At 43.1% G+C, this 12774-nt stretch carries 9 protein-coding genes and 3 pseudogenes; 10 read left to right on the top strand and 2 right to left on the bottom strand.

Annotated elements, in window-relative coordinates; genetic code table 11:
* The first annotated feature begins 632 nt into the window (after positions 1–632).
* From IM507_RS15865 to IM507_RS15875, 3 genes and pseudogenes are all read left to right on the top strand, one after another.
* The gene (locus tag IM507_RS15865; RefSeq protein ID WP_002737396.1) at positions 633–1157 is read left to right on the top strand and encodes a lysozyme; all 525 of its coding nucleotides are present in this window, start codon (positions 633–635) and stop codon (positions 1155–1157) included.
* 241 nt (positions 1158–1398) lie between these two features.
* Positions 1399–2733, top strand: a pseudogene (locus tag IM507_RS15870) (IS4 family transposase).
* Positions 2734–3715: 982 nt separating this feature from the next.
* Positions 3716–4099, top strand: coding sequence for a DUF4346 domain-containing protein (locus tag IM507_RS15875; RefSeq protein ID WP_002735883.1), 384 nt, complete (start codon positions 3716–3718; stop codon positions 4097–4099).
* 138 nt (positions 4100–4237) lie between these two features.
* Here the strand turns inward: IM507_RS15875 and IM507_RS15880 are convergent, their stop codons facing one another.
* The gene (locus IM507_RS15880; protein ID WP_069474731.1) at positions 4238–5101 is read right to left on the bottom strand and encodes a branched-chain amino acid ABC transporter permease; all 864 of its coding nucleotides are present in this window, start codon (positions 5099–5101) and stop codon (positions 4238–4240) included.
* A gap of 270 nt (positions 5102–5371) precedes the next feature.
* Here IM507_RS15880 and IM507_RS15885 point away from each other — a divergent pair, with 270 nt between their 5' ends.
* Both IM507_RS15885 and IM507_RS15890 read left to right on the top strand, forming a co-directional pair.
* Positions 5372–5881 (top strand): pentapeptide repeat-containing protein, encoded by a 510-nt coding sequence (locus tag IM507_RS15885; protein WP_002738151.1) that lies wholly within the window; start codon positions 5372–5374, stop codon positions 5879–5881.
* Positions 5878–7005 (top strand): 5-(carboxyamino)imidazole ribonucleotide synthase, encoded by a 1128-nt coding sequence (locus IM507_RS15890; protein WP_069474732.1) that lies wholly within the window; start codon positions 5878–5880, stop codon positions 7003–7005. Before IM507_RS15885 ends, IM507_RS15890 begins: the two co-directional genes overlap by 4 nt.
* A 100-nt stretch (positions 7006–7105) precedes the next feature.
* Here the strand turns inward: IM507_RS15890 and IM507_RS15895 are convergent, their stop codons facing one another.
* Positions 7106–8044, bottom strand: a complete 939-nt coding sequence (locus IM507_RS15895) for an SGNH/GDSL hydrolase family protein (RefSeq protein WP_123230157.1) — start codon at positions 8042–8044, stop codon at positions 7106–7108.
* A 78-nt stretch (positions 8045–8122) separates the two neighbouring features.
* On the opposite strand from IM507_RS15895, the gene IM507_RS15900 reads away from it, so the two are divergent.
* The 5 genes and pseudogenes from IM507_RS15900 to IM507_RS15920 form a co-directional block, all read left to right on the top strand.
* Complete coding sequence (locus IM507_RS15900) at positions 8123–8257, top strand: hypothetical protein (RefSeq protein ID WP_002736350.1); 135 nt, start codon at positions 8123–8125, stop codon at positions 8255–8257.
* Between the two features lie 391 nt (positions 8258–8648).
* On the top strand, positions 8649–10640 hold the full coding sequence (locus IM507_RS15905; RefSeq protein WP_287637327.1) for a DICT sensory domain-containing protein: 1992 nt from the start codon (positions 8649–8651) through the stop codon (positions 10638–10640).
* Positions 10641–10802: 162 nt separating this feature from the next.
* Positions 10803–12008, top strand: a complete 1206-nt coding sequence (locus tag IM507_RS15910) for an argininosuccinate synthase (protein WP_002790869.1) — start codon at positions 10803–10805, stop codon at positions 12006–12008.
* A 222-nt stretch (positions 12009–12230) separates the two neighbouring features.
* Positions 12231–12566 (top strand): annotated as a pseudogene (locus IM507_RS15915) (flagellar assembly protein H); the annotation flags it as partial.
* A pseudogene (locus IM507_RS15920) lies at positions 12563–12774 on the top strand (hypothetical protein); the annotation flags it as partial. The pseudogenes IM507_RS15915 and IM507_RS15920, both read left to right, overlap by 4 nt.

Genomic DNA, 12774 nt, shown 5'->3' on the forward strand with positions numbered 1-12774 from the left:
CTAGGTGTCGATAGCCTTGAATACAGGTTCCTTGTAGGTTCAAAAATTTGTCAAGTATCATAAGTAAAATAATCTCGTTTTTGGCTATTATATCAAATCTTAACTCGATTGTCTATCTTTTGGTATTAACCTATTTGTGCCGTAAGTGTGTCCCTGTATGGATTTCAGCTACTTTTGAGCTTAGATACTCTCATCGAATTTTATTTTAAGTTAATTATTTGCATAACAATTCCCGAAGAGCCAGGGTTAATTGGCCCTGACAACGAATTGTACGAAAAAGAGTGATCGCCGATCGCGTAGGGTGCGCCCCACGCACCCACGCACCTTTTACTTTTTCAAAACACTTTAATCTAAATTGTGATGCGTTACGCTAACACATCTGGCTCTTCGTTACTTGGTATGGTTCGATAGGGGGGCATAAATCGACTAAATCCTTATCTGGTAAAAGACTTAATTGATTAGTTCGCTCTAGATCGAAAATAATTAACAAAAATCGCTAAATGCCTTTCTATATAAGGGTTCCATCCCTTATAACCCCCGTCCATTGCATAACACAAACCAAAGAGCCACACATCCTACCGTTACTAACAATCTCAAATCATTTTCTCCATCAATAAACAGGAGCAAAAGCCATGAAAATTAGCCAAAAAGGAATCGATCTCATTAAACACTTTGAAGGGGTAAAACTCAACGCTTACCAAGATACTGTTGGAGTATGGACAATTGGTTATGGCCATACCAAAGGTGTTCACGCAGGAATGACAATTACCAGATCAGAAGCCGAAAATCTTCTCGAACAAGACCTAGAAACCTTTGAAGCTGGAGTATCCAATCTGGTCAAAGTCCCCATTAACCAGGATCAATATGACGCATTAGTTTCGTTTGCCTTTAACTTAGGATTAGGAACTCTTGCAGGCTCTACCCTACTCCATAAACTTAACCTCAAGGATTATCAGGGTGCGGCAGAAGAATTTGGCAAATGGGTTCACGCAGGACACCAAGTTTTACCCGGTCTGGTTAGCCGTCGTAAAGCAGAAGAAGGGTTAGGGACTTGCGCTTTGATAATGTACCTTTTGGGCGAACGCAGTTCGCCCCTACATTGTGGACAAAATTCCGTTACTGTAGGGGCACAAGGCTTGCCATTGGTGTCAACTTAAGCAAGAAGCTTAATTATAAAAGGTAGCTGATTATCCAAGAGGAAGGAAGTAAAAAAGGCTCTCCCAGCTTTGGTGGGTAAAATGTATTCTAAGATACATTTCTCAAGAGCGAGGGGGTGGAACGAACCACAAAGACACAAAGGACACAAAGATCGATCCTATGTCAATTAAACTTATCACACAGAACCTAGAAGAGCCGTAAAAAATAGTAAAATAGGGTGGGGAAGTCAGAGGTGGGTCAGTGAAAAAGCGCTCTAAGCAACGACCGAGAAAACAGGGGGTTCCAGATTTGCGGCGACCACATCAATGCCCAAGCCCAGAAATCCCACAAGTAATAGAAGAACTTAAAAAATACCTAGAGCCAAGATTATTTACGCCGCTAAAATATATGCAAGGAAATCATGAAAAAATCATGAGAGATAGATTATTAACCTTACCCGTGGTGGTCGCCTTATTGGTAAGCTTAGTCTATTGCCAGATAGCGGGATTAAGTGAAGCTGTAAGAGTCTGAAAAGAGGAAGGATTACTCTGGGTAGAACCTCTAAAAGTAAGTAAGCAAGCTGTATCCAAAAGATTGATGAGCTTACCTACGGAAATCTTTGTATTGCTGCTGAGAAATATTTTAGAAAAAAGAAAAGAAATGTCAGGTAAAATTAGCATAGCTGAGAAATGGCAAAAGGTGAGAGAAAAATTCAGTGTTATTTGGATAGCCGATGGCTCAACCCTAGAGCAGCTGAGGAAAAGCCTGAAAGCTTCCGAGAAGGAATCTGGGAAATTGGCTGGAAGAATAATGATGATTGTTGAGGCATTTACGCAAGTACCTGTGACAGTATGGTATCAGAAAAATGAGAGATGTAACGATAAAGTATGGGTAGAACAATTAATAAATGAGCTACCTACATCAGGCCTGCTAGTCGTTGACCTAGGCTTTTTTAGTTTTCCGTGGTTTGACCAATTTACTGAGGAAGGAAAATATTTTCTTACCCGCATGAGGGGGAAAACATCTTACCAAATAAAGCAAGTTTTGTCCGCAGGAAAACTTTACCGAGATGAGATTATTACCCTCGGTCAGTATCGCTCTGATCCTTGCCATTCGACCGTCAGATTAGTCTCAGTTCTTTGGGGAAATACTTGGTATGATTATTTGACAAACGTGCTTGATTCTCAACAACTATCCGCTGAGGAAGTTTGTGATTTGTATAGAAGAAGATGGCAGATAGAAGAAGCTTTTCTCTTAACCAAGCGACTCTTAGGACTGGCCTATTTATGGGTTGGACACACTAACGGCGTACAAATCCAAATTCTCACTACCTTGATTTTCTATACTGTTCTCACTCAGATAGTTCAAGATGTGGCTGTCGCTCTCCATCAGCCGCAAGAAAAAATTTCTGTCGAGATGGTTTTTAGAAGCCTTTACTATGTAGCAAAGGCTTTCTCTCGGGGCGAAAACCCAGATGTAATCAGCTATTTAGCCGAACGCGCTCAACTTTTTGGACTGATTAAAGCTGAACGTCAGCGACATCGAGAGAAAGAGGCTCTCCATCGACAAATATGGGAACCTCTTCCCTTAAGTTGACACCAATGAATGCTTGCGCCCCTACAGTAACGGATTTTGTCCACAATGTAGGGGCGAACTGCGTTCGCCCAAAAGGTACATTATCAAAGCGCAAGTCCCTTAGCTGTCACCTTGATGGTGGTAGCTTTTTCTTTTTTTAGCCAATACAGCGCTTCTGTTCCCCCCTGAAAGGTTACGGTTATACCATTTCTCTAAATGAAAACTACACATCGAATTTAAATCCCCCTTTAAGTTCCCCTTTTTAAGGGGGATTTAGGGGGATTAAACTTCTGTAGTCAGACTTTGGAGAATTGGTATTAGGGGGTAATCCCGCCCTCCAGACGCTAAAATCCTATGATCTTGGCCATGAATTACTGTTAATTGGGCGATATTATCTGTCTCAAAATTTCTTGCTTCAGCGGGTTGGTTCGGTGGCGTTTCCGGGCAGTGCTATTCGTCTCGCAGCAGACAATCATACTAGCCCTTGGGTTACTCTACAAGTGTCCCTGTTTATGTTTTTCTGAGTTTATCCTCCTGTTGCCAGAGGAGAGGACAAGGATGATGGCTCTTCTGGTTTATGTGTGGAAACGAAGCCTATACTGATAGTTTCTTCGGCAAAATAGTCGTAAAAGTCCTTCTCAGTCAACATTTCACGATTCCATAAGCAAAAATTATCACACAAAGTCGAGAAGAGCCGGATGATGGTATGTGATATAATTTGCTCTTGCTTTCAACTACATATTTAGGGCTTGCTGAATAATGGTAAAACCCTTTTAAAATAAGGCTTTTGACCTGTTAAAATCCAATGTTAGTGCAAGAATATAGGATTGGGACATTCAAAAACCTTGCATTATTCTTCTTGTAGTACATAGACTGGTACAAAAAAAGAAGGGCAACAAAGCCTGAAACGACCGGCTACTGACTCCTGACGACCGGCTACTGACTCCTAGCCCCACCAACAAACTTTTTCAGCAAACCCTATTTAAGTGATTTTGTCAAGAAAATGAGCGAATTAAAATCCCAAATCACCGCTATTGATCATCAACTTTCCAAACGTCCGATCGCTCTCGATCCCGCAGGATATTTTATTATTTATCTCGACCGAGAAGCTGGGTTAATCTGTGCCAAACATTACAGCAATATTATCAATGAAAAAGGTTTAGCCGTCGATCCAGAAACGGGAAAAGTTATCGGTGTTAGGCAAAAACTTGATCGCAATCCTGAGTCTATTTACACCGCGAGAACCGCCAAAGAATTAGCCGTCAAAGTGATCGAAGAAACCCAACCTTGTCCGATTACTATGTTCGATCATGCTGCTTATTTAGGTCGAGAATTTACCCGCGCTGAATACGCTTTAATCACCGGGGAAGAATATATTCAGGATTAAAGATTGGGCTTTTCAGTGTTGCCAAAGGCACGGCGTAGCCGTCCAGTAAACAGTAAACAGGGATAAAGATGAAGATAAATAAATAACTTAAAACTTACATCTGATAACTGATAACTGATAACTGATAACTGATAACTGTTAAACCGTGCCTTTAAATAAACCTTGGGGACGGAATAATAACAGCAAGATCATAATTAATAAAGCCACGGCTAATTTATAATCAGAACCAATTAAGGGAACACTAATTTCTTGAGCAACACCAATAATTAAAGCTCCAGCAATCGCTCCGTAGGGATTACCAATACCACCTAAAATAACGGCCGCAAACATTGGTAAGATTAAAAACCAGCCCATATTGGGACGTACTCCCCCGGTAATTAACCCGAACATCCCTCCAGCTAAAGCAGTTAAAACTCCGGTAATTATCCATGTCCAGAAGACAACCCATTCGACGTTAATTCCAGTTACTCTAGCTAAATCGTTGCTGTCAGCTACGGCACGCATCGCCTTACCGATCTTAGTTTTTTGTAATAAAAAATGGAGGGCAATAATAACTATAATTGCCAAACCAATAACTAACAAGCGATCGAAAGCTACTTTAATCCCCAAAATTTCTGTAGCGGTCATCACAGGGAGATCGTAGCGTTGATTACTGCCGCCCCAGATCATTAAAATACCATTGCGAAGAAATAAAGCCAAACCGATCGAAATAATAATTAAAGTGGTAGAGTCAGCCCGTCGATCGCGCATAGGTTTCCATAATAATCTCTCGGCAATGAGCATGGCAATAGCTGTCACTGCTGCCCCCACCAGCATCGCTAACCAGAGATTAATCCCTTGAGCATTTACCACCCAAGTTATGTAAGCACCTAAAGTCATAAAATCGCCGTGGGCAAAATTAGACAGACGTAAAATGCCACAGGTAAGGGTTAACCCGACAGCAGCCAGAGCAATAATACTACCGACGGCTAAACCATTGAATAAAAGTTGCGGTGTATCCATCAAACCTCTTGTATAAATCAGAAATTGTCCTTAGAAATAGAAGTCAGGAGAGAGAAAATTAATTAACTTTTGTCTTTTACCTTATTTAACTGAAAGCTGAGGGCCTGTGGCTTAAATATTTTTGTTTAGACCAAATTGCATGACAGTATAAGCTCAGACAGCTATTATAAAGGTTTGTGTGCCGGCAATTTCTGGCGGCCAGCGGAAAGCTGACGGCTGATGACTTACTGCTATAAAATCAAGAATGCCCACTGATGGAATTTTCCGCCAATGAAGACTATCTTTCGATTAGCGATCGCTTTTTTTGCCTTACTATTTATCCTCTCTCCTGTCAATGCCTTAGCGGCCAGTTCTGCTGCTGTCACAGGAGCCAATGCCAGTTATGAAAACCAGAATCTGACAGGAAAGGATTTTTCGGGACAAAATTTGCAATCTGCCCAATTTACTAACGTTAATCTGCAAGATTCTAACTTTAGCTCTGCCGATTTGCGCGGGGCAGTGTTTAACGGAGCCTCTATCATCGAAGGCAACTTTCATGGAGCGGACTTAACCAATGGGTTAGCCTATCTGAGTACCTTTAAAAATTCCGATTTAAGCGATGCCATTTTTTCCGAAGCGATCATGCTGCGTACCATTTTCGAGGGAGTCAATATCAACGGTGCTGATTTTAGTTTTGCCGTGCTTGACGCTCAACAAATCAAAAATCTCTGTGAAAGAGCCGAGGGTGTCAACTCAAAAACCGGCATCTCTACCCCGGAATCTTTAGGATGTGATCAATGATGCAAACAAGGGTTGGTGTTATTGGTGGTGGACAATTAGCATGGATGATGGCACAGGAAGCCAATAAATTAGGCATTTCTCTAATTGTACAAACACCACACCCCGACGATCCCGCCGTTGCTTTAGCTGACGGGGTTGTCTTTGCGGAAATAGCTGACGCGGAAGGCACAAAAAAACTAGCTCAACACTGTGATCTGATCACGTTTGAAAATGAGTTTGTTAATTTAGATGCCCTAGAAGAATTAGCTGCCACAGGAGTGCAATTCTATCCTAGTTTGGCAAATCTGCGCCCCCTATTGGATAAATACGAGCAAAGATGTTATTTACGCTCTCTAGGGTTGCCTGTGCCTGATTTTTGGGCGATAGATAATTTATCCCAATTAGAAAATTATCCTTTTCCGCTAGTGCTGAAAGCACGACGACACGGTTATGATGGTCAGGGAACCTTTATTATCCGCACTCCTGAAGAATTAAACGCCAAAAAGCCGCAATTAGAGCGTCTTGACTTGATGTTAGAAGCTTATATTCCCTACGAGCGCGAATTAGCCATCGTTGCCGCTAGGGGATTAACTGGGGAAATCGTCACCTATCCCGTGGTGGAAACCTATCAAGAGGAGCAAGTCTGTCACTGGGTAATCGCTCCCGCCGCTCTTAACCAATCTTTACAGGCTCAAACCGAACCTATCGCCCATCATCTGTTAAGTAGTTTGTCGGCGGTGGGTGTTTTCGGGATGGAATTATTTGTCACTTCCCAGGGAGAAGTATTGATTAATGAAATCGCTCCCCGTACCCATAATTCTGGTCATTACAGCCTTTCTGCCTGTCTTACCTCCCAATTTGCTCTACAACTGCAAGCAGTGGCTAATTTGCCCCTCGGAGCCACGGATTTAAAATCTGCCGGGGCAGTTATGGTGAATCTATTGGGTTTTGAGGATAGTGACGGTGATTATGGCGAAAAAAGAGCAGTTTTAGCGGCAATTCCAGACGCTCACGTTTTTTGGTACGGTAAAAAATCCCGTCCCGGTCGAAAATTAGGCCATGTCACCCTCTTAAGGGATACAAGCGATCGCTCTGAGTTATTGGACCTAGCAAAACAGATAGAAAAGCTTTGGTATGGTTGTTAGGGAAGTGGGAAGTATTTTCAGTGAACAGTAATCAGTGAACAGTAATCAGTAAACAGTGAACTGATAACTGATAACTGATAACTGATTCAGTAAACCCTAATTAAAAGACTTTTTTGATTGCCTCGGCCAGTTTTTGACTAATTAACTCGTTACCGTCTCGGCTAAGATGAATATTATCGCGATAGAGGGAATCAGGATTAGAATGTGCTTGAAAAATGGGCAGAAAATCTAGATAAAAAATCTGCTGGTTGCTGGTGAAATTCGCTAGTCTTTGACGGGCTTTTAATTCATAATCTCGCCCCTGTTTTTGGGCTTCGCGAATGAGGGGGGTAATAGCGATAATTAAACGGGCTTGATTAGCCTGAGCAAGGGCTTGAATTTGGGCAAGAGCGGTTAAATTATTGCCCACTCGATCGCCTCCTTCTTGCACTGGTGACAGGGGAGGATAACGCTTAAAATATCGATCGTATAATTCGATTAAAGCTAAAGCCGGCCGGCGAGCGGGATAATTAATTTCTCGTCCCACCACCGCCGAACTAGGAGCTAAAGCGAACAGATCATCGGTGTTCATTAATAACACAATCACCTGAGATTCAAAGGTGCCGAAACGTCGCAGATAGGCCAATTGATTGCGCGGTCCCCAAGAATTAGCCGAAGCATTGAGAACTTGCACCGAACCTGTCAGATTTTGTCCTAAATTTTTGGTGATTAAAGCAGAAATGGTCTCTTTTTGATCTGTCCACCAGGAGCCATTAGCGATCGAATCACCGATTAACATTATTCTCGTCGTCTCTGGGGGCCTTTGGGGTGTAATCGGATCGCTCCGCATCGAATACTGATTAACGGCGATAAAATTGGAAAACCGGCGCGTTTGTTGATTAGGAGCCAAAAGATAGCCAATTTCGGCATCGGCTTTGTAAATAAGCGGATTACCGAACCCGAAGACAATTCTTAAAATAGCCTCAAGGAGAAGGCCAAGAAGGAAAAGAACGCCTAGAATGATTAAAGACAGCCGAATGATACCAATTTCTAATAACACGGATAGATGAGAGTTCGCTAATTTATGATCCGAAAGTGTCTCATACCTTATCCATCTCATGAAAAGGAGTTAAAAGCAATGTCAGACTTAAATCGTGGCATCATGAAATTCGAGGGAGCCGATAAACCGGCAGTAGTGGCGATATCGTCGATTATCGTTATCGGTAGTATTATTGCTCTGATCCTTTGGGCAATGAAAGTCGCCTACATCTAGTTAGGGTTTGCGGCAAAAAGTTTCTCGTGGGGGCAGGGTGTGGGGTGTAGGGTGTAGGGTGTAGGGTTTTACCCATTTTCATCTGGTAAATTACCTAATTTTCAGGGAAAAAGTCCCTAAAATTTCCCCCCGATCTCCGCAACGGCTGGCACTTTTTGATTTCTCAAAAGTCTAAAAGTCTGACCCAACAAGGTTTTTAGATTTATTCAGCAACCTCTAGTTAACTAGAATAATTTCCCTCACTTTTTGGCATCACTCGGTTTAAATTTCTTGCGATCACGACACGATCTCACCTCTTGTCCCCTTGAGCCTGTAGGATAGGGTCAAGGGAGAAATTGCTAGTTCCCTCTATTGCGCTTGCTAGTCACACTCGACTCGAAACAGATCATCGATGAGCAGATCAACTTCTGTTTTAACAGAACTGTTGCAGTTACTCCCCCAATGGCGATCGCAGATGTACTTCAAAGCATCCCTGACCGCGCTATCCCACGCCATGGAGGATCAGGTTTTAGCGGAAGACGATCAACCGTTAGTGATTGCCAGTTTTCAGCGTGAGCGCTTTTATCGTCAAGAGGCCCATCGCTACCGACGCATTGCCCACAAAAGCGGGCAAGTTTATGTTTTGTCAGCCCCAGAAACCGATTTTAAGCATAGTTCCGACGTTTACGAGACGATCGCTTTTCAACCGGACGACAGTTTAGCCCAAGAATGGCATCTAGTGGTTATCAGTCGCCATTATGCTAGTTGTTTAATCTGTCGGGAGCGAACCCATCTGGTAGCCGAAGGGGAAAATAGGGCAGCTATGGATAATAATCGCCGTTTTGAGGGGATTTGGACGAGTGATCGCCATGTGAGTCAACAGGCCGCCCAAATTCTCTTAAATCATATTCTCGATTATCGTCCCGAACTGGCGGACAAAATTAGGCGCGCTCAAGAAGAATACCTGATCTGTGAACTGACGGATAGGGATCATCAAGAGGAACCGGATCCCTTTGTCCAGCGATTGGTCACTTATTTGCAAGCGGGACAGTATAAACTGCTGAAAGCCAATCGTTCCCTGGCATCGAAAGAACACAAAGAAAGACTGATCAACTCGGTGACAGCGGCGATCCGTCGTTCCCTCGATCCGGAAGATATCCTCCAGGTGGCAGTGCGGAAATTGGGGCAGGGATTGGGAGTCTGTCGCTGCGTGGTCTATCGTTGTAAGGAAGCCGACATTAACGCCACCATCGAACACGAATTTTTAAACTCCGGCATTAGTTCCATCAAAGGACAAAAATGGCCTCTGAAAAATAATCCTCTTTTTCAGGAAGCGCTGGAATTGAGAGAATCCCTGAAAATTGAAGACGCTATTCACGATCCCCGTCTCCCCGGCGATTCCATTCAAAATCTGGTGCGGGAATGTTCCATCTATTCCTGGTTATTAGTACCGATTTTTTACCAAAGTCGTCTCTTGGGAATGTTGGAACTGCATCACTGTGGACCCTATACCACCACTTGGAAAAGCGAGGATGTCGCCCTTGTGGATGCGGTGGCCACTCAAATCGGAGTCGCCCTCATTCAAGCCGAAGCCTACGCTAATTTACAGGATTTAAATGAACAATTAGCCGCCCTCGATCGCACTCGTTCTAATTTAGTCGCCATAACCGGCCATGAATTACGCACCCCCCTGTCCACCATTCAAGTCTGTCTAGAAAGTTTGGCTTCGGAACCGGATATGCCAGCGGAAATACGCCAAATTATGCTTGATACTGCTCTGAAAGATGCGGAACGAATGCGTAAATTAATCCAAGATTTTTTAACTCTTTCCAGGTTAGAAAGTGGCCGGGTTAATTGGAATCCTGAAGCTTTATCCTTATCGGAATGTGTGGAATTAGCCATCAGTCACGTTCACTCCCGCAATCTCGACAACGAAAATCCAAAAATTAGCAATCTTGTCCCCCCTAATCTGCCCTTTGTTTTAGCCGATGGCGAGTGGTTAGTGGAATTACTCTCCAAACTTCTCGATAATGCCTGTAAGTTTACCGGACGGGAGGGAAATGTCTCGATCGAAGTCGCTTCGGGAAAACCAAAAACTCTAGAAGTGACCATTTCTGACACCGGACGCGGGATCGAACCCAATCTTTTAGAACAGGTTTTCGATCGCTTTTACCAAGAGGAGGGGGCCCTGCGACGCAGTGCTGGGGGAACCGGTTTAGGACTGGCTATCTGTCGTCAGATCGTTAATGGTTGGGGCGGCGAAATTTGGGCAGAATCGAGGGGCAAAAATAACGGCAGTCAGTTTCATTTTACTATTCCAATATTTAAAGATAAAACTAACGATAATCCCCCAAATACCGCTCCGAAAAAATCCCCCCGTCGTGCTGCCAGTAAACGTAAATAGCGGCCGGTTGCCTGTTTAGTTTTGGCTCTTTGCTCGTGACTTACTATTCCTTTTCTTCATCAAAAACTAAACAAAAAAGCATTAAAAAAGAAGCATCCAATCCCCAAGATATATAATAAACTTAAAAGAGTAATCAATTAGTCGTTTTTAGGTGAAAAAATTATGGGACGCGCCAAGAGAGTGGTTTTAGCTTATTCCGGAGGAGTCGATACTTCCGTCTGTATTCCCTATCTCAAACAGGAATGGGGAGTAGAAGAAGTGATTACCCTAGCCGCCGATTTAGGACAGGGAGACGAATTAGGACCAATTCAAGAAAAAGCTCTGCGCTGCGGAGCGATCGAATCCTTAGTGGTCAATGCTCAGGAAGAGTTCGTCAAAGAATACGCTTTTCCCTCAATTCAAGCTAATGCTCTCTACGAAAATCGTTATCCCCTTTCTACCGCCCTGGCTCGTCCTTTAATCGCTAAATTATTAGTAGAGGCCGCCGAGAAATACGGGGCCGATGCCGTCGCTCACGGTTGCACTGGCAAAGGTAACGATCAAGTGCGTTTTGATGTGGGCATTATGACCCTTAATCCTAGTTTAAAAGTTCTCGCTCCCGCCAGGGAATGGGGCATGAGCCGGGAAGAAACCATCGCCTACGGGGAAAAATTCGGGATCGAGTCTCCTGTGAAAAAATCCTCGCCTTTTAGTATCGATCGTAACCTGTTGGGGCGCAGTATTGAAGCCGGTCCCTTGGAAGATCCGATGACGGAACCCCCGGAAGAAATCTATCTAATGACCAAAGCGATCGCCGATACTCCCAACGAGCCGGAATACGTCGATATTGGTTTTAATCAGGGTATTCCTGTCAGTTTAAACGGAGAAAATCTCGATTCTGTCACGCTAATTAGTCAATTAAATGACCTAGTGGGTAAACACGGTGTTGGTCGTTTAGATATGATCGAAAACCGGGTAGTGGGAATTAAATCGCGAGAAATTTACGAGGCCCCGGCTTTATTAGTTTTAATTGATGCTCACCGGGACTTAGAAAGTTTAACTTTAACTGGAGATGTTACCCAATATAAACGGGGAATTGAAGATACCTACGGACAGTTAATTTATAAAGGATTGTGGTACAGTCCCTTAAAGGAAGCGATCGATGCTTTTATCCTCAAAACCCAAGAACAGGTAACGGGATCGGTGCGACTCAAACTGTTTAAAGGTAACGCTAAAGTGGTCGGTCGTCAGTCAGTCAATTCTATCTATTCTCCCGATTTAGCTACCTACGGAGCCGAGGATCAGTTTGATCATAAAGCTGCCGAAGGTTTCATCTATGTTTGGGGATTACCCAGCAAAGTTTGGGCCGAAAAAACTAGAGGAAAGTAATCAACAATCCTCTGCTAATACCGTTAATAATTATTATTGTAGGAGCGAAGGCAATTCGTTCCTACAATAATATACATCTTGCATATTTTTTTTATGGTATAATGGAGGTCTTTACTTTTTTAGCGTTTGAGATGCTCTCACCCCGATGTACCAATTAACTAATTTTCCCCAAAAAATTAGTTAACCCAGCATTATAACATATAATTAATTTGCCAGAGTTCTAATGCTTTCTGGGAAAATGTACTGGAATTATTAATTAGTTGGCGGGTTAGTATGGAAATAAATAACATCCTAGAAACTGAAGATAGAGAGGTGTTTATGACTTTATCTCAAACCTATCAGGAATGGAGGGAAGCAACTAAACAGGAGGGACTAGAGCGAGGACTCGAACAAGGACTAGAGCGAGGACTAGAGCGAGGACTCGAACAAGGAAAACTAGAGGCTAAACTGGAATCTATTCCCCGTTTGCTTGCTTTGGGTTTAAGTGTGGAACAAATCGCTCAAGCTTTGGATTTAGACTTAGAACAAGTCCGACAAGCTATTCAAGAAACTCCATGAAACCCCATGACCAATTTGCCAAAAATTACCTTGAACAATTACTTTCTCCCCTGGGAACCGTCGAAATCAGCAAAGAAGTCAGCGATGAAACCCGACAGATAGATTTATTTTTTTCCCCCAATCCCGAACCCAACCCCGATTATCTGGGATTATTAGGCAGAATTGTCCTTAATACTGTCTTAATTGAACCCTATCGCAATCCTCCCAA

The organism is Microcystis sp. M20BS1, assembly GCF_020245305.1.
Lineage (GTDB): Bacteria > Cyanobacteriota > Cyanobacteriia > Cyanobacteriales > Microcystaceae > Microcystis > Microcystis ichthyoblabe_A.